The 18403-nt window shown below is 73.4% G+C and carries 18 protein-coding genes and 1 pseudogene; 6 read left to right on the top strand and 13 right to left on the bottom strand.

The features are described 5' to 3' along the window. The 9 genes and pseudogenes from ACFQ11_RS14725 to ACFQ11_RS14685 form a co-directional block, all read right to left on the bottom strand. Positions 1-301, bottom strand: a pseudogene (locus ACFQ11_RS14725) (hypothetical protein); the annotation flags it as partial. Between the two features lie 443 nt (positions 302-744). Continuing rightward, positions 745-2115, bottom strand: a complete 1371-nt coding sequence (locus ACFQ11_RS14720; protein ID WP_378298865.1) for a PhoH family protein — start codon at positions 2113-2115, stop codon at positions 745-747. A gap of 111 nt (positions 2116-2226) precedes the next feature. After that, a complete protein-coding gene (locus tag ACFQ11_RS14715; RefSeq protein WP_378298864.1) occupies positions 2227-3063 on the bottom strand; it encodes an isoprenyl transferase in 837 nt (278 codons plus the stop codon). 200 nt (positions 3064-3263) lie between these two features. Then, positions 3264-3887 carry a hypothetical protein gene (locus tag ACFQ11_RS14710; RefSeq protein WP_378298863.1) on the bottom strand — a complete coding sequence of 208 codons (624 nt, stop codon included), beginning with the start codon at positions 3885-3887 and terminating at the stop codon, positions 3264-3266. 133 nt (positions 3888-4020) lie between these two features. After that, on the bottom strand, positions 4021-4545 hold the full coding sequence (locus ACFQ11_RS14705; RefSeq protein ID WP_378298862.1) for a hypothetical protein: 525 nt from the start codon (positions 4543-4545) through the stop codon (positions 4021-4023). 233 nt (positions 4546-4778) lie between these two features. Continuing rightward, positions 4779-5978 (bottom strand): C40 family peptidase, encoded by a 1200-nt coding sequence (locus ACFQ11_RS14700; protein WP_378298861.1) that lies wholly within the window; start codon positions 5976-5978, stop codon positions 4779-4781. 221 nt (positions 5979-6199) lie between these two features. Continuing rightward, the gene (locus tag ACFQ11_RS14695; protein ID WP_378298860.1) at positions 6200-8185 is read right to left on the bottom strand and encodes a thioredoxin domain-containing protein; all 1986 of its coding nucleotides are present in this window, start codon (positions 8183-8185) and stop codon (positions 6200-6202) included. 31 nt (positions 8186-8216) lie between these two features. Next, positions 8217-9578, bottom strand: a complete 1362-nt coding sequence (locus ACFQ11_RS14690) for a dihydrolipoyl dehydrogenase family protein (RefSeq protein ID WP_378298859.1) — start codon at positions 9576-9578, stop codon at positions 8217-8219. Positions 9579-9615: 37 nt separating this feature from the next. Continuing rightward, a complete protein-coding gene (locus ACFQ11_RS14685; RefSeq protein ID WP_378298858.1) occupies positions 9616-10551 on the bottom strand; it encodes a ribonuclease Z in 936 nt (311 codons plus the stop codon). An 88-nt stretch (positions 10552-10639) separates the two neighbouring features. Between ACFQ11_RS14685 and ACFQ11_RS14680 the strand changes: the two genes are divergently transcribed. Continuing rightward, the gene (locus ACFQ11_RS14680; protein WP_378298857.1) at positions 10640-11116 is read left to right on the top strand and encodes a pyridoxamine 5'-phosphate oxidase family protein; all 477 of its coding nucleotides are present in this window, start codon (positions 10640-10642) and stop codon (positions 11114-11116) included. A 111-nt stretch (positions 11117-11227) separates the two neighbouring features. Here the strand turns inward: ACFQ11_RS14680 and ACFQ11_RS14675 are convergent, their stop codons facing one another. Genes ACFQ11_RS14675 through mca form a run of 3 tightly spaced genes read right to left on the bottom strand, consistent with a single transcriptional unit; the run spans position 11228 to position 13155 of the window. Further along, positions 11228-12043, bottom strand: coding sequence for a tetratricopeptide repeat protein (locus tag ACFQ11_RS14675; protein ID WP_378298856.1), 816 nt, complete (start codon positions 12041-12043; stop codon positions 11228-11230). A gap of 42 nt (positions 12044-12085) precedes the next feature. Then, complete coding sequence (locus tag ACFQ11_RS14670) at positions 12086-12301, bottom strand: hypothetical protein (RefSeq protein WP_378298855.1); 216 nt, start codon at positions 12299-12301, stop codon at positions 12086-12088. Continuing rightward, positions 12301-13155: a mycothiol conjugate amidase Mca gene (gene mca, locus ACFQ11_RS14665; RefSeq protein WP_378298867.1), complete on the bottom strand. Its 855-nt coding sequence runs from the start codon at positions 13153-13155 to the stop codon at positions 12301-12303. Before mca ends, ACFQ11_RS14670 begins: the two co-directional genes overlap by 1 nt. Positions 13156-13343: 188 nt before the next feature. On the opposite strand from mca, the gene ACFQ11_RS14660 reads away from it, so the two are divergent. Further along, positions 13344-13757 (top strand): DUF4307 domain-containing protein, encoded by a 414-nt coding sequence (locus tag ACFQ11_RS14660; protein WP_378298854.1) that lies wholly within the window; start codon positions 13344-13346, stop codon positions 13755-13757. A 306-nt stretch (positions 13758-14063) separates the two neighbouring features. Further along, complete coding sequence (gene greA / locus ACFQ11_RS14655; protein WP_378298853.1) at positions 14064-14567, top strand: transcription elongation factor GreA; 504 nt, start codon at positions 14064-14066, stop codon at positions 14565-14567. A gap of 89 nt (positions 14568-14656) precedes the next feature. On the opposite strand, the gene ACFQ11_RS14650 is transcribed toward greA, so the two are convergent. Next, on the bottom strand, positions 14657-15175 hold the full coding sequence (locus ACFQ11_RS14650) for an Lrp/AsnC family transcriptional regulator (RefSeq protein WP_378298852.1): 519 nt from the start codon (positions 15173-15175) through the stop codon (positions 14657-14659). Between the two features lie 138 nt (positions 15176-15313). On the opposite strand from ACFQ11_RS14650, the gene hppD reads away from it, so the two are divergent. From hppD to ACFQ11_RS14635, 3 genes are all read left to right on the top strand, one after another. Next, positions 15314-16405, top strand: a complete 1092-nt coding sequence (gene hppD / locus ACFQ11_RS14645; RefSeq protein ID WP_378298851.1) for a 4-hydroxyphenylpyruvate dioxygenase — start codon at positions 15314-15316, stop codon at positions 16403-16405. Positions 16406-16528: 123 nt separating this feature from the next. Beyond that, positions 16529-17413: an RDD family protein gene (locus ACFQ11_RS14640; protein WP_378298850.1), complete on the top strand. Its 885-nt coding sequence runs from the start codon at positions 16529-16531 to the stop codon at positions 17411-17413. Between the two features lie 103 nt (positions 17414-17516). Next, entirely contained in the window at positions 17517-18380 is an 864-nt protein-coding gene (locus ACFQ11_RS14635) for an RDD family protein (protein WP_378298849.1), read from the top strand. Positions 18381-18403: the final 23 nt, after the last annotated feature.

The following is an 18403-nucleotide window of genomic DNA, read 5'->3' as shown; positions in this document are numbered from 1 at the left end:
CGTTGCGGCGGGCCGGGCCCTTCGCGGCGGCCCGGCGGCGCCCGCCCGGCCGCCGGCGGGGCGCACGGGACGGCTCGACGGCGGGCAGGTCCCACGCGGTGTCGCCCGGGCCGGCCGGCTCCGCCGGGTCGCCGGGGACGGGCGTGAAGCCGAGCGTGTCGCCGCCCGGTTCGCCCTCTCCCGCCGTGCCGGGCCGCTCCGCGGGGGACGGTCCGGCGACGCGGACGTCCTCGTCGTGCGGGAGCGGGCCGAGGTGCTGTCGTTCGTCTCGCCTAGGGGACCCGGGACGGTCTCCGGACAAGGCGGTCCTTCCGACGGTCGCGCGCGCGTGGGCACGCGCGCGAGCGGCTTCCACCCCCCGCCGCCCGTGCCGTCCGAAGGCGGGACGGCCGCGGCCCGGAGCGGTCTCCCGGCGCCGTGCGTCCCGCGTGCGCGGGGGCGCGACGGCCCGGTGCACCGCTCTGGGGGTGCTTACGGGGAGCCACAATGCCCGAGGGCGAGGGCGGCTCCGCAACCGGAACGAGACATGAGCCGACGGCGACCGCGTTGTCAACTCTCCGATAACGAGCCGGAAACGACCGCCCGACCTGCGGTTCCAGAGCAGGGCTCGAGCACCATGTGACCTTCGCCACAGATCAACTCACGGCCGCGCGGCGATCACGGACGGTGCAGGACGATGTGGTGCAGACCACGCCGCCCCGGTGACCGTGCGGTCACCGGGGCGGCACGGAGCGTGGCGGCTCCTCAGCCCGTGACGTCGCCCAGCATGTCGGTCACGAGCTCGGCGATCGGCGAACGCTCGGAGCGCGTCAGCGTCATGTGCGCGAACAGCGGGTGGCCCTTCAAACGTTCCACCACCGCGGCGACGCCGTCGTGCCTGCCGACCCGCAGGTTGTCGCGCTGCGCGACGTCGTGCGTCAGCACCACCCGCGAGCCCGCGCCGATGCGCGACAGGACGGTGAGCAGGACGCCGCGCTCCAGCGACTGCGCCTCGTCGACGATGACGAACGAGTCGTGCAGCGACCGCCCGCGGATGTGGGTGAGCGGGAGCACCTCCAGCATCCCCCGGTCGAGGACCTCCTCGATGACGTCCGGGGTCGTGACGGCCGAGAGGGTGTCGTAGACGGCCTGCGCCCACGGCGACATCTTCTCGTTCTCCGACCCGGGCAGGTACCCGAGCTCCTGCCCGCCGACCGCGTACAGCGGCCGGAAGACGACGACCTTGCGGTGCCGCCGCCGCTCCAGGACGGCCTCGAGGCCCGCGCACAGCGCCAGCGCGGACTTCCCGGTGCCCGCGCGGCCGCCGAGCGAGACGATGCCGACGTCCTCGTCCATGAGCAGGTCCAGCGCGATCCGCTGCTCGGCGGACCGGCCGCGCAGCCCGAACACCTCCCGGTCGCCGCGCACCAGCTTCACCGACTTGTCCGGCAGCGTGCGGCCGAGCGCGGACCCGCGCTCCGACAGCAGCCGGAGCCCGGTGTGGCACGGCAGGTCGCGCGCCTCCTCGATCTCGGCCTGGCCCGCCTCGAACAGGTCGTCGACGACGCCGCCCGGCAGCTCCAGCTCGCGCATCCCGGTCCAGCCGGACTCGACGACGGCGAGCTCGGCGCGGTACTCCTCGGCGGCGAGGCCGACGGCGGACGCCTTCACCCGCATCGGCAGGTCCTTGGAGACGAGCACGACGTCGCGGCCCTCGCGCGCGAGCCACCCGGCCACCGACAGGATCCGGGTGTCGTTGTCGCCGAGCCGGAAGCCGTCCGGCAGGACGCTCGGGTCGGAGTGGTTCAGCTCGACGCGGAGCGTGCCGCCGAGGTCGCCGGCCGGGCCCTCGATCGGCAGCGGCTCGTCCAGCCGGCCGTGCGCGAGCCGCAGGTCGTCCAGGGTGCGCAGCGCCTGCCGGGCGAAGTAGCCGAGCTCGGGGTGGTGCCGCTTGGCCTCGAGCTCGGAGATGACGACGATGGGGAGTACGACCTCGTGCTCGGCGAACCGGGTCATCGCCCCCGGGTCGGCGAGCAGGACGCTGGTGTCGAGGACGTACGTGCGCCGCGAGTCCGGGACGGACGTCCCGGTGGTGGTCCCGGACGGGCCGGGGCGGCGCGCGGAGGTTGTGGCCACTCGATCTCCCTGACGTATGGGGAACTACCGGTGGCGCCGCAGTCCGCCCCCGTGCGGCCGCGTCCCCCGGTCCGGGGGCGGCCTTGGGCGGTGGGGGTCGGAGGCCGACCGTCAGGTACCGTAGCGCCGGTGCCGCGCGGCATACGAGCGGATGGCCCGCAGGAAGTCCACCTTGCGGAAGTCCGGCCAGTGGACCTCGCAGAAGTAGAACTCCGAGTGGGCGCTCTGCCAGAGCATGAAGCCGGAGAGACGCTGCTCCCCCGACGTGCGGATGACCAGGTCGGGGTCCGGCTGGCCGCGCGTGTAGAGATGCTCCGCGATGTGCTCCACGTCGAGGGACTCGGCGAGTTCCTCGATGCTGGTGCCACGGCTCGCCTGCTCGACGAGCAGAGAGCGCACCGCATCAGCGATCTCACGCCTACCCCCATACCCAACTGCGACGTTCACAATCAGGCCGGGCGCGTTCGATGTGGCTTCGCCGGCATCTTTCAGGACACGAGCGGTTTCGTCCGGGAGGAGGTCGAGGGCGCCGACGGGCTTGACGTGCCATCCCTCGGCGGCCAGGCCGCGGACGGTGTTCTCGATGATCCGCAGCAGCGGTTCGAGCTCGTTCGCGGGACGGTTGAGGTTGTCGGTGGACAGCAGCCAGAGCGTCACGAGCTCCACGCCCGCCTCGGTGCTCCAGTGCAGCAGCTCGGAGATCTTCCGGGCTCCGGCCTGGTGCCCGGTGTTGACGTCGGCGAGCCCCATCGACCGGGCCCAGCGCCGGTTGCCGTCCAGGATGACGCCGACGTGGCGGGGGGTGACGTCGGTGGGCAGGGACGACTCGACGCGGCGCTCGTAGATCCGGTAGACGAGGTCGCGGAACGCCGCGTACGGGCCGCTGCGGCGCACGGCGGTGGACAGCGGGCCGTCGCCGGTGCCGGCGCCCGCGATCCGCTCGCGCACGGCGTCCCCGCTCCTGCGGCCCCCGCGCGCACGGCGTCCGCGCGCGCGGTCGCCGCGCGCGCCGTCCCGGTTGCTGTGCGTTCGCCGAATCCCCATATGGGCGTCCCTTCGAGCGGCCGTCCCGTGCGGGAAGGACGCTCAATTATGGCGTGACGGCGATACTTCTCCGGACCTCTCCGGCCGTCCCGCTGCTGAAGAGGCTAGCGCTCGAGACGCCGGTTTCGTCCGCTTCGGCCCGCTCCGGCCAAGCTCTGGACGGCCGGGATCGGGCCGGTGCGGCGGAGCGGCGGGCGCCGCTGCAGGCGGTCGGCCTCGGCGAGCAGGCCGTCCAGGAAGCGGACCAGTTCCGTGGAGGTGAGGACGGCGCGGACGCCGCGGCCGCCCGCGCCCCACGCCTCCAGGACGGCGCGCCGCGCGACCCGCCAGCGGCCGGCGGCGGACTGCTGCCGCCCGACCCACAGTGACGACGTCCGCACGGTGCAGCGCAGCTCGCCGGTGCTCATCACGTCGCCGCGGTCGCGGTAGCGGAACGCGAACAGTTCGGGGTCGCGGGCCGCTTCCCCGTCCGGTGCGCCGTCCCGGACGGGGAAGCGGTCCTCGGGGTCGGGCCAGCGGGCGGCGTGCGGGGACCCGTCGGCGCGGGCGGCGGCCAGCCGCGCGGCGACGTCGGCGAGGAAGTAGCCGCAGCGCTCCCCGACCGCGCCGAACGCGTCGCCGTCGCGGCGCAGCTCGAGGGTGACCTCGTAGGGGACGCCGCCGCGGTCGAAGGACGGCACCGGGACGACGGTGAGGGCGGAGCCGTCCAGGCAGCGCAGCGTCCTCACGCCCCCGGCCCCCTTCCGATCGCGGCGGTATCCCCGCACCTTAGGCGAGGTCACCACCATGATCACATCCACCGGAGCCCGTGATCGGGCAATGAAACCGCCCCGGCGGGTCGCGCCCGCGGCGGGGCCGGCCTCAGGGCTTGGGGCCGGCGGCGCGGGCGCGCTCGACGTGCTCGAGGGCGGCGCGCAGCTCGGTGAGCCACTCGTCGGTGTTGCGGCCGACGAGCCGGACGCACCAGGCGAGCGCGTCGCTGCGGCTGCGGGCGACGCCCGCCTCGACGAGGGTGTCCAGGACGCGGCGTTCGGGCTGCCGCAGCCGGGTCATGACGGGCACCGACAGGGTGGTGAACATCTCGCGCTCGCCGCCGCACTCGACGCCCCACGACACCTTGTGCCCGAACCGCCGCTCGGCCTCGCGGGCGATGGCGATGCGCTCGTCCCGGGTGTCGGCCCGGAACCGCTGGACGTGCCCGGCGACGAGCGCGGCGCGCTCGGCCCCGGACACGCCGGCGGCGGCCTCGGGTTCGGGGAGGCGGCCGACCACGCTGACCTCTTCGCGGTCGAGGACGACCTCGATCCTCCCCTCGAACCAGTCCTCCGGGAGCCGTCCGGAGAACCAGCCCCGGAGCTCCTCCGCCGCCGCTTCGTTCGTACTCATGTAATCAAAATTACAACGCAATCGGCGATGCCGCCAGGCACCCGGCCTCGATCTCCTCGCCGCCCTCTTCGGCGCGCTCTTCGGCGTACGCGGCGGCGACCGCGCGGACGAGAGCCGGGTTTCGGCCCCGAACACGATGACGGACGTTCACGGCTCGACGGGCGTCGCACCCCCGGACGTCCCGGCCCTCGCCGGCCGGGAGCCGGGGCGCCCGGGCGGGCCGCCCGCCGTGATCAGCCGATGCTGGCGGCGATCTGGTCCGCGACCTGCTTGGCGCGCTGCGGGTTCACCCGGACGGCGCCCTTCATGTTCTTCGTGTAGACGTTCTGCACCTGGACGACCGTGCCCCGCCGGGGCGCGGCGATCATCTTGCCGTCGCCGATGTACAGCGCGATGTGCGAGATGTAGCCGGGGGCGGTCGGGTCGTTCGCCCAGATGAGCATGTCGCCCGGCTCGGCCTTCTCGTAGGGGACGACCCAGCCGGCGCGGGCCTGGTCGGCGGCGACGCGCGGCAGCGTGATCCCCGCGCGGGCGAACGCGTACTGCATGAGCCCGGAGCAGTCGTAGCCGCCCTCGGCCTCGGACTCGCCGCCCCACACGTACGGCCAGCCGCGCCGGGTCGCGGCCGCCTCGATGACGGTCCGCACCTGCCCGGCCGTCATCACCTGGCCGTTGGACTCCGGCACCGACCCGGCGGACGGCGTCTCCAGCTCGGGGGTGACCGGGACGGCCTTGGCGCCCTTCGGCAGCCCCTTCTTCAGCTTCTTGATGAACGCCTTCGGCTCGGCCTCGGGGACGCTGATCAGCATCGCGTTGCCGGTGGGCACCCCGAGCCTCCGCGCGGCCTCGTGGGTGATGACCGCGTCGACGTCCGGGATGCCCATCGTCGCGTACGCGCCGACCCGCATCGTCTGCTGCACCTTCCGCCCGCCGACCGGCACCCGGCTGCCGAGCTTCACCCCGCCGTCGTTGCCCATCGTGAACGAGACCGCGACGTCGCCGCCCGCGATGTTGCGCCACAGGGCGTCCGACTTCGCCGTCGGCTCGGGCGTGTAGGTGCGGAACGTGGACGGGTTCACGCCGAGGATCCCGACGCGCTCGCCCGCCACCACGCCCTGCACGGCGTCGACGACCTCGACGCCCTGCACGCCCTTCGCCGCGCGCACCTTCCGCACGAGCGCCGGCGACAGCGTGCCCGGCGCCGCGACCAGGACGTGGGGTTCGAGGCGCTTGCCGAGCGGCGCGACGGCCTCCGGGGACACGTCGTCGAAGCTGCCCGCGGCGGCGACGTAGTCCGCGCGGGCGGGCGGCGCGGGCGCCGGCCCGGCGGCGGGCCCGCCCCGCACCAGCAGGACCGTGACGTTCGCGCCGAGGGTCGCCGCGACCGAAACGCCGATGATCGTCGGTAGCACCCGGCGGTTCGGCTTTCGCACTGGCACGCTCCTCGTCGGTCGGGCTCCCGGGGCTCGGATCGGCGCTGGGGCCGTGCCCGCACGGGGCGGGCGCCCGGCACGGACGCCCGCGGTCCAGATACCCGGCCCCGCGCCGGGCACCCTCGGCCGTCGTTCCCCATCGGGTACAGCCCCGATATTGCTACCAATAGGTAACACCAAGGCAGCGGGAGATCAACGCCACATTCCCACAAAGTGGACGATTACTTCAATTGGCCCCGCAACTCGCGCCGGAGGTCGTCCGTGGACGTCACGGGGAGGCGGCACACGAAGCCGCGGCAGACGTACGCGGCCGGTGCGCCGTCGACCGGGAGGCGGCCCTCCAGGAGCGGCACCCCGTCCTGCCCGGGCTCGCCCACGCTGACGACCGCGCCCGGCGCGACCGCCAGCAGCGCGGTGCGGTGCAGGGCGCGGGTGCGCGGGTCGTCCCGGCCGCCGACCACGGCGATCTCGACCGGTCCCGTGGCGAGCGCCTCGGCCACCGCGAGGCCCCAGCCCGCGAAGCGGGCGTGCTGCGCGGCCAGCGCCGCCGCCGGGGCCAGCGCCTGCTCCGCCGCCTGCCGGTGCCAGTCCGAGCCGGTCAGCGCGGCGAACGACAGCAGGGCCCCGGCCGCCGCGAACTGCCCGGACGGCGTCGCGTTGTCCGTCGGGTCCTGCGGGCGCCGGAACAGCCGTTCGGCGTCGTCCGCGGTGTCGAAGAAGCCGCCCTCCCCGTCGGAGAACCGCTCCAGCACGGTGTTCAGCAGCTCCCCCGCCAGCCGCATGTGGCCGGCGTCCCCGGTGACCGCGTGCAGGGCGAGGAGGCCCTCGGCGACGTCGGCGTAGTCCTCCAGGACGCCCGCGTTCGCGCCGGCCGCACCGTCGCGGGACGTCCGCGCGAGGCGTCCGTCCCGCTCGTGCACCTCGACGAGGAGGGCGGTGATCTCCTCGGCGGACCTGACCAGATCCGGCCGGTCGAACATCGCGCCGCACTCGGCGAGCGCCGCGACCGCGAGACCGTTCCACGCCGCGACGACCTTGTCGTCGCGCGCCGGGGGCACCCGCTGCGAGCGCGCCTCCAGCAGCGCCGTGCGGACGCGCCCGTACCGTTCGGGATCGTCGGGGTCCTCCAGGAGCTGCAGGACGGACGTGCCGTGCTCGAACGTGCCCGTGACCTCGAACAGGCCCTCGGCGTACGCGCCGTCGTCGTCCCCGAGGACCTCGCGGAGCTGCGCGGGCGTCCACACGTAGTACTTGCCCTCGACGCCCTCGCTGTCGGCGTCGAGCGCGGAGGCGAGGCCGCCCTCGGGCGTCCGCAGGTCGCGCAGCATCCAGTCGCACGTCTCCAGCGCGATCCGCCGCGCGAACGGCGAGCCCGTCAGCCGCCACCAGTGGCCGTACACCCGGGCCAGGAGGGCGTTGTCGTACAGCATCTTCTCGAAGTGCGGGACGACCCACGCCGCGTCCACCGAGTACCGGGCGAACCCGCCGCCGAGCTGGTCGTACAGGCCGCCGCGGGCCATCGCCTCGAGGGTGTGCCCGGCCATCGCGAGGGCCTGCGCGTCGCCCGTCCGGGCGTGGTGGCGCAGCAGGAACTCCAGCGCCATGGACGGCGGGAACTTCGGCGCGCCGCCGAACCCGCCGCGCGCCGCGTCGTAGGACGACGCGAGCACCTGCACGGCGTGCGAGAGCCGCTCGCCGTCCGGGGCCTCGCCGCCGCCGAGCCCGGGGCCGCGGGACGTCAGCGCGTCCACGACCTTCCGGCCCTGCCCGACGACCTCGTCGCGCTGCTCCGTCCACGCCTTGTGGACGGCCTGCAGCAGCGACCGGAACTGCGGGCGCGGGAAGTAGGTGCCGCAGTAGAACGGGTGGCCGTCCGGGGTCATGAACACCGTCATCGGCCAGCCGCCCTGACCGGTCATGGCCTGGGTGGCCTCCATGTAGACGGCGTCGACGTCGGGCCGTTCCTCGCGGTCCACCTTCACGTTGACGAACAGCTCGTTCATCAGCCGCGCCGTCTCTGCGTCCTCGAAGGACTGGTGGGCCATCACGTGGCACCAGTGGCAGGCGGCGTATCCGACGGAAAGGAGAATCGGCACGTCGCGCTCTCTGGCCTCGGCGAAGGCGCCGTCGGACCATTCCCACCAATCCACCGGATTGTCGGCGTGCTGCAGCAGGTACGGGCTGGTCGCGTCCTTGAGCCGGTTCATGCCCACGATCCTGCCCGATCCCGGCATCCCCTCACCCTTCGCCGAGGTCCGCCACGGCGGACTCGATCGCGCGGTGGAAGGTCGGGTAGGCGTAGATCATCTCCCGGAGGGCGGTGACCTTGGCCTCGGTGTGGACGGCGACGGCGAGGGCCCCGAGAATCTCCCCGCCGGACGGGCCCGCGGCGGTCGCGCCCACGAGAACGCCCCACTCGGTGCTCTCGACGAGCTTGATGAAGCCGTCGTTGCCCGACTTGTGGATGAACCCCCGCGACGAGTTCGACAGCTCGACCGTCCCGGTGCGGACCGGAAGGTTCTGGTCCCGCGCCTGCGCCTCCGTCAGCCCCACCGCCCCGATCTCCGGATCGGTGAACGTGACCCGCGGCACCGCCCGGTACGACGCCGGGGAGCCCTCCTCACCGAGGATGTCGCGGACCGCGATCGCCGCCTGGTACATCGACACGTGCGTGAACTGGCCCTTGCCGGTGATGTCGCCGATCGCCCACACCCCGTCGGCCGCCCGCATGTTGCCGTCCACCGGCACCGCGCGCGCGTCCTCGTCCAGCCCGACGTGCTCCAGGCCGAGCCCCCGCAGGTTCGGGCGCCGGCCGGTCGCGACGAGCAGCCGGTCCGCGGCGATGGCCTCGCCGTCCGCGTGCACGGTGAACTCGTGCCCGTCGTAGGCGACGCGGTCGCTCCGCAGGTCGGTGCGGACGCCGATGCCCTCGCGCTCGAACACCGTCCGGACGAGCTCGCTCGACTCGGGCTCCTCGCGGGGCAGCAGCCGGTCGTCGGCCTGCACCACCGTCACCCGTGTGCCGAACCGGGAGAACGCCTGCGCCATCTCCACCCCGACGACCCCGCCGCCGAGGACGATCATCGACGCGGGCGCCTCCGTGGCCTGCACCGCCTCCCGGTTCGTCCAGTACGGGGTGCCGTCGAGGCCCTCGATCGGCGGCGACGCGGGCGACGTCCCGGTGTTGAGCAGGATGCCGCGGCGGGCCCGGAACGTCCGCCCGTCGACCGTCACCTCCCGGGGCGCGGTGATCCGCCCGCGGCCCCGCACGAGCTCGACGCCCTTCCCGGTGAGCCGGTCTGCCGCGACGGTGTCGTCCCACGAGTCCGTCGCCTCGTCCCGGATCCGCGCCGCGACGGGCGTCCAGTCGGGCCGGACGGCCGAGTCCCCCGCCATGCCCGGGATCCGCTCGCCGTCCGCGAGCAGCCCCGCGGCCCGCACCATCATCTTCGTCGGGACGCACGCGTAGTACGGGCACTCGCCGCCGACCAGCCGCGACTCCACCGCCGCCACCGCCAGGCCCGCCTCGGCGAGCCGCCCCGCCGCGTCCTCGCCGCCCGGACCGAGCCCGATGACGACGACGTCCACTTCCTCGGTCATGATCGCAATCCTGCCCCGGATCCGGGCGCGTCACCCGTCAGGTCCTGCGGCGCGGAGGCATCGCGATCCGGTCGAGATCGTGAACCAGCGCGATCTCCCCGCCGAACACGGCCGCCGCCTCGTCCCGGAACCGGTGCTCCTCGTCGGCGGGGTACCGCTCGGAGAAGTGCGTGAGCACCAGGAGGCGCACCCCCGCGTCCGCCGCGACCTTCCCGGCCTGCGCCGCCGTCAGGTGCCCGTACTCGGCCGCGAGCCCGGCGTCCGCGTCGATGAACGTCGACTCGATCACGAGCATGTCGACCCCGTCGGCGAGTTCTCCGACGCCGTCGCACACCCGGGTGTCCATCACGAACGCGACCTTCTGCCCCGGGCGCCGCACGCTGCACTCCTCGAGCGTCACCGTGGACCCGTCCGCCCCGGTCACCCGCCCGTCCTCCTGCAGCCGCCGCACGTCCGGCCCGCGGACGCCCCGCGCGGCGAGCCGCTCGGGGAGCATCGTCACCCCGTCGGGTTCCGCCAGCCGGTAGCCGTACGCCTCGACGGGGTGCGAGAGCCGCCGCGCGACGAGCGTGAACGGCGCGTCCCCGGTGTCGAGCGTCATGCGGTCGCCCGACACCGGCCGTTCCCGGATGACGTCCGTGTCCCGGAAGACGGACGCGTGCCGCAGCCGCTCCCAGTAGCGCGCGCCGCTCGCGGGGAACGCCGCGCGCACCGGGTGCTCGACGCCGTCCCGCGCGATCCGCTGCACCATTCCGGGCACGCCGAGGCAGTGGTCCCCGTGGAAGTGCGTCACGCAGATCCACGTGACGTCGTGCGCAGACAGGCCCGCGCGCGCCATCTGCCGCTGCGTGCCCTCGCCGGGGTCGAACAGCAGGCCGTGCCCGTCCCAGCGCAGCAGGTAGCCGTTGTGGTTGCGGGCCTTCGTCGGCACCGCGCTGGCGGACCCCAGCACGGTCAGATCGCGAGCGGACATCCCTCCATGGTGCCGCCCGCCCCCGCCGGTAAGCATCCGGTTATCCTGGCCGCCCGTCCACAGCGCCGTCTACAGAGGGAGCCGTCACATGGCCGGTGGCAAGCGCGACAGGATCAAGATGACGCCGGACGAGGTCGCGTCGTACCTCGCGGGCAACTTCAAGGTGCAGGTCGCCACGCTCAACAAGGACGGCACGCCGCACCTGGTCACGATGTTCTACGCGCTCCTCGACGGCAAGATCGCCTTCACGACGTACAAGTCGTCGCAGAAGGTCGTGAACCTGCGCCGCAACCCGGCCATGACGTGCCTGGTCGAGGACGGCGTCGAGTACAACGAGCTGCGCGGCGCGCAGCTGAGCGGGCGCGGCCTCGTCATCGAGGACCGCGAGCCGCTCCTCGAGGTCGGCCGCGTCGTCGGCTCCCGCATGGCGGGCCTGCCCGTCCCGGCCATCGGCGAACCCATCGACCCCGCGATCGAAGCCGGCATCGAGCAGGCGATGGCCAAGCGCGTCCTCGTCGTGATGGACCCCGCCGAGGTGGTCAGCTGGGACCACCGCAAGGCGTGATCAACGGGGCGCCCCCGGAACCCCGGGGAGCCGGGAGCAGGTAGCGCGCAGCTCCGGTGACGGCCGCTGACGGCGGCTGACGGCGGCTGACGGCGGCTGACGGCGGCACCGTCACCATGACGGGGGTTCCAGGGGATCGCTCCCCTGGGCGAGGCGTCCGCCCTGGGCGCGCGCGGCGTGCTCGGCGGTCTCGTCGCCTCGCCGCCGGGCCGCCTCGGCCAGGTGGGCGTAGGCGTCGGCCTCCAGGTCGGGGGCGTCCAGGGCCCGCATGGCGTCGAGGGCCTGGCCGAAGAAGTTCACCGCCGCGACCGGGCGTCCGGCGTGCAGGTACGCCTCGCCGAGGCTGAGCAGCGCGCGGCCCCGGTGGTACTCGTCGGGGTCGGGGAGGGCGGCGAACTCCTCGGGCAGCGGGCCGAGGAGGTCGATCGCGCGGTCGAGGGACCCGGCGGCGGTCAGCGCGCGGCCCAGGTTGTGGCGGGCGAGCAGGACGGTCCGGTGGTCGCCGTCGCGTTCGGCCTCCCGCAGCGCCTCCTCGAGGGTCTCGACGGCCTCGGCGCGGCGTTCGCGTTCGAGGAGGGCGAGGCCGTGCTCCTCGAGACCGGTGTCGGGCGCGGACGTCAGGTAGTGGTCGAGGACGCGGCGGACCGCGGCGTCGCGCTCGCCGGGGTCGTCCTCGGCCTCCGCGTGCTCGGCGGCCCGGACCCGGACGGGGCCGGGCATCGTGTACCGGCCGCCGCCGGCGTCGACGACGAGCCCGCGGTCGGCGAGCGCCCGCAACCGGGCGAGCGTCTCGTCCTCGGGCCGGCCGGCCAGGACGGCCGCGGCCGGGAGCCCGATGCCGTCGGCGGGCTGCAGGGCGAGCAGCCGCAGCAGCCGGGCGGCCGCGGGATCAAGCTCCCGGTAGGAGTCCTCGAAGTTCGCGCGCACGTCGAGGGTCCTCCCCGGACCCGCCGCACTCCAACCCGTCCGTTACTCGGCGGCCTTCGCGGCTTCGCGGCGTTCCCACGCCTCCTGCTTCAGGTCGGCCTCGCGGGGCGCGTTGATGTTGCGCAGCCGCTTGTTCATCGACCGGATGAGGAAGAACAGCGCGACGAAGAACGCGATGAAGAACGCGAAGCCGAGCACGCCCGGGGAGACCGTGGTGTCGTTCAGGGGATAGTCATCGGCGAGGACTGGAGGAAGCACTACAGACACACCTTCTCCCGGATACCGGCGAACAGGTCGTCCTCCGGCAGCTCGGTGTCGACCAGGGACCTGGCCAAATGGTAGTCCTCGGTCGGCCATGCCTCGCGCTGGACGTCCAGCGGGACGACGAACCAGAACCCGTTCGGGTCGATCTGGGTGGCGTGGGCGAGCAGCGCCTTGTCGCGGGTCTCGAAGTGGTCGGCGCAGGGCACACGGGTCGTGACGTCCCACAGTTGCGGGCGCTCGTCGAAGCGCTCCAACCAGTCGTGGTAGGGGGATTCGAGCCCGGCGTCGAGCATGGCCGTGTGCAGGGCGAGGATCCGCTCCTTGTTGAACGTCATGTGGTAGTAGAGCTTGAGCGGCTGCCACGGCTCGCCCTCGTCCGGGTACCGGTCGGGGTCGCCGGCCGCGTCGAACGCCTCCGCCGAGATCTCGTGGGTCTTGACGTGGTCGGGGTGCGGGTAGCCGCCCTTCTCGTCATAGGTCAAGATCACGTGCGGCCGGAACTCCCGGACGGCCCGGACGAGCGGCGCGGCGGCCGTCTCCAGCGGTTCGAGCGCGAAGCAGCCCTCCGGCAGGGGCGGCGGCGGGTCGCCCTCGGGGAAGCCGGAGTCGACGAAGCCGAGCCAGCGCTGCCCCACGCCGAGGATCTCGCGGGCCCGCGCCATCTCCTCGTTGCGGACCCGGCCGATGTCGGCCTTGACCTCCGGCCGGTCCATCGCGGGGTTCAGGATGTCGCCGCGCTCCCCGCCGGTGCAGGTGACCACCAGCACCTCGACGCCCTCGGAGACGTAGCGCGCCATCGTCGCCGCGCCCTTGCTGGACTCGTCGTCCGGGTGGGCGTGCACCGCCATCAGCCGCAGCGGCCCGTTCCCGCCGGACGGGCGGTCGAGCGTCGTACCGTCGATGACCTCGGACACCTGGGGATCTCCCTCTCAGCGAACACGGCGGGCCGTGAAAGCGGCCCCCGGTTCGGAGCACGCGCCACGACAGACGAGAATTGTCCCTGACAACGTCGCATCCCGCACGGAGATTCCCCGCCATGGCAACGAGCGTGTCCGAAGGCGCAGCGCCTCCCGGCGAACCGGCCGACCGGACGAGAACCGTCCGCGGGCGGATCGGCCTCGTGGTGATCGGCGTCCTGGTGGCGCTCGCGGCGGGCGGCTTCGGGATCATCGCGGGGTTCGCCGGTTCGTCCACCCCCGGGATCGCGTCGCAGACGGTCGCCTACGACATCACGCCGACCACCGTGAAGATCAGTTATTCGGTGGCGAAGCCGGAGGGCGACCCGGTGCGGTGCACGCTGGACGCGTTCGACACCGACTTCAACATTCTCGCGGAGAAGACGATCGTGGTGCCCGCCGGAAAGTCGGGCGCCACGGGGACCGAGACGTTGCGGACTCCGCGGGAGGCGACCGGCGCGCGCATTCACGAGTGCGCGAAGACGACCGGATGAGCGCGGGCCGGGCGACGTCCGCGGAAGCGGGCGGGCCCGGCGCGCGTTGAAGGCCGGTGACCGGCCGGCGCATGGACGCGTCCGGCCGGTGCGCGGGACCGCGGCGGCGAAACGCGCCGGCGCGCCCGTGCGGAAAAACCGCGGCCGATGCCGAACCGTGATTGGCCGATTGCCGACGACGAGTTCAGGGAACCTTTACCCGCACACACCGGATAGGCTAGAGGTTTCACCCGGCCGCACTTCATGTCGATGACGCTCTCCCACCGGTGGGCGAGCGAGGATCGAACCATGTGATGAGGAGTACCCGTGACCGAGACCCGCGCTGACAAGGACGTCACCTGGCTGACCCAGGAGGCGTACGACCGGCTCAAGGCGGAGCTGGACCACCTGTCGGGCCCGGGCCGCATCGAGATCGCTCAGAAGATCGAGGCGGCGCGGGAAGAAGGGGACCTGCGCGAGAACGGCGGCTACCACGCGGCCAAGGAGGAGCAGGGCAAGATCGAGGGCCGGATCCTCCAGCTCCAGGGCATCCTGGAGAACGCCCGCGTCGGCGAGGCGCCGCGCACCGAGGGCCTGGTCGGCCCCGGCATGACCGTCACGGTCACGTTCGAGGGCGACGACGAGGAGGTCACCTTCCTGCTCGCGTCCCGCGAGGAGGTCGGCGCCCCCATAGACGTGTACTCCCCCAACTCGCCGCTCGGCTCGGCGATCAACGGCAAGAAGGTCGGCGAGAAGGCCACCTACACGCTGCCGAACGGCCGCAGCATGACCGTCGAGATCCTCGACGCCACCCCGTACGGCGCCGCCTGAGCCGCGAAGGCGCACCGCCGGGAGAACGCGGTCCGGCCCGTCGTCCCCGTTCCGGGGGCGGCGGGCCGCTCGCGTTCCCGGCCCCGCCGTCAGCGGGGCGGCCGGTGCCGCGGCCGCCCGCCGTCCCCTCCCCCGCCCGGGCGGCCGGAGGCGGCGCGGACCAGGGGGAGGGTCCGGTACGGCACCTGGGTGACGAGCGAGATGACGGACGAGGCTCGCTCGACGCCCGCGACCTCCACGATCGCGTCGATGACGCGCTGCAGGTCGGTGTTGCTGCGCGCGACGACGCGGCACAGCATGTCGCCGGGACCGGTGATGGTGTGGGCCTCGATCACCTCGGGCACCTGGGCGAGGCGCGCGGCGACCGGGTCGTGGCCGCCGCCCTGCCGGAGCTGGAGGGTGACGAACGCCGTGACGCCGTACCCGAGGGCGGCGGCGTCGATCTCCGGGCCGAAGCCGGCGATGACGCCGTCGCGGACCAGCCGGTCGAGCCGGGCCTGGACGGTCCCGCGCGCGACTCCGAGGCGGCGGGACGCCTCGAGCACCCCGATCCGCGGCTCGGCGGTGAACAGCTCGATCACCCGGCCGTCCAGGTCGTCGATCGGCACGGCGTCCTCCCCGGGGTCGCTGTGGTCATGGTCACATTGCACAGATGGTCCGGCACCGTCGCCGCATCACTCTACAGATTGTCCAGTGATCTGCGGCTCTCTTGCGCACCTTGTAGGCGCCTGTCGACATTAGGTGGCATGGATGAGTTTCCGGTCAAGGGCATGGACGCAGTCGTCTTCGCCGTCGGCAACGCCAAGCAGACGGCGCACTTCTACTCGACCGCCTTCGGGATGCGCCGCGTGGCCTACCGGGGCCCGGAGAACGGCAGCCCGGACGAGGCGGTGCACGTGCTGGAGTCGGGCGGCGCCCGGTTCGTCTTCCGGGGGCCGGTGAAGGCCGGCACCGAGATCGGCCGGCACGTCGCCGAGCACGGCGACGGGGTGGTCGACCTGGCGATCGAGGTTCCCGACGTCGAGGCGGCGTACCGGCACGCGCTCGCGAAGGGCGCGACCGGGATCGAGGAACCGCACGTCCTGGAGGACGAGCACGGCAAGGTGACGATCGCGGCGATCGGCACCTACGGCGAGACGCGGCACTCGCTGGTCGACCGGTCGAACTACACCGGCCCCTACCTGCCGGGCTTCGCCGCCGCCGACCCGATCGTCGCGCCGCCGGAGAAGCGGTACTTCCAGGCGATCGACCACTGCGTCGGCAACGTCGAGCGCATGGACGAGTGGGCCGAGTTCTACCACCGGGTCATGGGCTTCACCGACATGGCGGAGTTCGTCGGCGACGACATCGCCACCGAGTACTCGGCACTGATGTCGAAGGTCGTCGCGGACGGCACCCGCAAGGTGAAGTTCCCGCTGAACGAGCCCGCGGAGAGCAAGAAGAAGTCGCAGATCGACGAATACCTGGAGTTCTACGGCGGGCCGGGCGTGCAGCACATCGCGCTCGCCACGAACGACATCCTGGCCGCCGTCGACCAGATGAGCGCGGCGGGCGTCGAGTTCCTCAACACCCCCGACTCCTACTACGAGGACCCGGAACTGCGGGAGCGGATCGGGGAGGTACGCGTCCCGGTCGAGGAACTGCAGAAGCGGCGCATCCTGGTCGACCGCGACGAGGACGGCTACCTGCTGCAGATCTTCACGAAGCCGGTGCAGGACCGCCCGACGGTGTTCTTCGAGCTGATCGAGCGGCACGGCTCCCTCGGGTTCGGCAAGGGCAACTTCAAGGCGCTGTTCGAGGCGATCGAGCGCGAGCAGGAGCGCCGCGGCAACCTCTGACGGGCACCGGCCCCGGACGCGTCCCACCGCCTCCGGGGCCGACGCGCCCCGCCGCGTCCGGCCCCGGACGGCCGGTGACGCGGCGGGTGCCCCGGCGCCCGGAAAGGGGCACACTGTGTGCCTATGAGCGAACCGCCGCAGAACACCGGGCCCGGCGACGACGACCGGACGGGCCCGGACGCCCCCGGCCCCGACCTCTCGAAGAACCCCGAAGCCCCCGCGGCGCCCTCTCCCGAGGCCCCGGCGGGCGGGCAGGCCCCGGCCGACGACCGTCCACCGCCCTACCAGGGGGTCTACGGCGCCGCCCCGGGGCAGCAGGGCTTTCCCGCCCACGGGCAGCCGCCGCCGCATCCCGGGCAGCCGGGGGCGGCGCCGAACCCGGGGCAGCCCTACGGCGTCCCGCCGCAGGGGCAGCCCGCCTACGGGCCGCCCGGATACGGTCCGCCGCCCGGGTACGGGGCGCCCGAGGACATGCTGGCCGGGCGCTGGGCCCGGCTCGGCGCGGCCATCCTCGACAGCCTCATCCTCGGCGTCCTGATGGTCCCGATCATGCTGGCGGCCATCCGCTGGGACCGGTTCACCGAGACCGTCGAATCCGGCGAGCCGATCACGGACCCGATGGAGCTCTACAACATCCCGGTCCTGCTCACCGGATACGTGATCGTCTTCGTCGTCGGCTTCGCCTACTACACGATCACGCAGGCGAAGTGGGGGCAGACGCTCGGCAAGCGGGCCTGCGGCATCCGGCTGGTCACCGCCGCCGACCGGTCCGCGGTCGGCTGGGGACAGGTCGCGGGACGCCAGGCGTTCGTGTACGGGATCTCCATCGTCACGGTCGTCCTGAACTTCACGATGCCCGCCGCCGCTTTCCCCGTCAGCATCCTCGCCATGCTGGACAACGGGTGGATCCTGTGGGACCGGCAGCGGCAGGCGCTCCACGACAAGGTCGCCGGGACGATCGTCGTGAAGGTGACGCCGTGGACGCCCGACCCGTACGCGAAGTCATGACGCCCGGTCCGGCCGGACAACCTTTGCTCAGCGGCCGGTAAACAATCCGGCGCCCCGGGCCCGGCCACGTTTGGAGGGGGGCGCCTCGGCCCAGGTCAACGTCATGACGCATCGGCCGAACGACCCCGGCTCCGGGGGAGAACCGGAGGACTGGCCGCCGCCCGAGCAGCGGCCGCAGGGGCAGGGGCACGGACAGCCCCCGCCCGAGCAGCCCGGCGAGCCCCGCCCCGGGCAGCCCGGTTACGGGGAACCGGGCCGCGGGCAACCGGGCTCCGGGCAACCGGGGTACGGACAGCCCGGGTACGGCGGCCCCGGCTACGGCCAGGAACCGTACGGCCAACCCGGCTACGGCCAACCCGGCTACGGGGAGCAGGGGTACGGCGAGCAGCCTCCGCCGTACCCGGGGGCCTACGGCGGCGGGCAGTACGGCGGCGAGCAGTACGGCGGGCTTCCCGGATACGGCGGCGGGCCCGACGAGTACATCGACCCGTCGGCGGGGCTGGCGAGCCGGTGGGCGCGGCTCGCGGCGGGCATCGTGGACCTCCTCGTCCTGTCGATCGTCTCCGGCCTGATCTCGCTGCCGTTCGTCAACTGGGAGAGCGTCGTCGATCCCGATCCCGGCGAGTACGCCTACAACGGCGCCCAGGCGTGGACGAACATGATCGCCATCATCGTGGGATTCCTCTACTTCTGGCTCATGCACGCCAAGTGGGGGCAGACGCTCGGGAAGATGCTGCTGCGGATCCGGGTCGTGCGGGAGGAGGACGGCGGGCCGGTCGCGAGGAGCCAGGCGGCGGCGCGGGCGGCGTTCTACAGCGTGCTCGGCGGGATCTGCGGGTGCATCGGGTTCATCGACGTCCTGTGGATCCTGTGGGACCGGCGCAAGCAGGCGCTCCACGACAAGATCGCCCGGACGGTCGTCGTCAAGGCCGGCACGCACGCGCCGAACCCCTACGAGACGCGCTGAGGGGCGATCCCGGGCGTATCCGA

It is taken from the genome of Actinomadura sediminis (assembly GCF_042675525.1).
Classification (GTDB): Bacteria; Actinomycetota; Actinomycetes; order Streptosporangiales; family Streptosporangiaceae; genus Spirillospora; species Spirillospora sediminis.
This window is presented reverse-complemented; position numbering and strand designations above follow the sequence as displayed.

What these genes read in the sequence shown, in the direction of transcription:
- ACFQ11_RS14680 (WP_378298857.1), top strand. Translation starts at nt 10,640, where the DNA reads ATGGCCGGTGGCAAGCGCGACAGGATCAAGATGACGCCGGACGAGGTC.
- mca (WP_378298867.1), bottom strand. Translation starts at nt 13,155, where the DNA reads ATGGCGGTGCACGCCCACCCGGACGACGAGTCCAGCAAGGGCGCGGCG.
- hppD (WP_378298851.1), top strand. Translation starts at nt 15,314, where the DNA reads ATGGATGAGTTTCCGGTCAAGGGCATGGACGCAGTCGTCTTCGCCGTC.
- ACFQ11_RS14690 (WP_378298859.1), bottom strand. Translation starts at nt 9,578, where the DNA reads ATGACCGAGGAAGTGGACGTCGTCGTCATCGGGCTCGGTCCGGGCGGC.
- ACFQ11_RS14685 (WP_378298858.1), bottom strand. Translation starts at nt 10,551, where the DNA reads ATGTCCGCTCGCGATCTGACCGTGCTGGGGTCCGCCAGCGCGGTGCCG.
- ACFQ11_RS14695 (WP_378298860.1), bottom strand. Translation starts at nt 8,185, where the DNA reads ATGAACCGGCTCAAGGACGCGACCAGCCCGTACCTGCTGCAGCACGCC.
- ACFQ11_RS14705 (WP_378298862.1), bottom strand. Translation starts at nt 4,545, where the DNA reads ATGAGTACGAACGAAGCGGCGGCGGAGGAGCTCCGGGGCTGGTTCTCC.
- ACFQ11_RS14640 (WP_378298850.1), top strand. Translation starts at nt 16,529, where the DNA reads ATGAGCGAACCGCCGCAGAACACCGGGCCCGGCGACGACGACCGGACG.
- ACFQ11_RS14660 (WP_378298854.1), top strand. Translation starts at nt 13,344, where the DNA reads ATGGCAACGAGCGTGTCCGAAGGCGCAGCGCCTCCCGGCGAACCGGCC.
- ACFQ11_RS14635 (WP_378298849.1), top strand. Translation starts at nt 17,517, where the DNA reads ATGACGCATCGGCCGAACGACCCCGGCTCCGGGGGAGAACCGGAGGAC.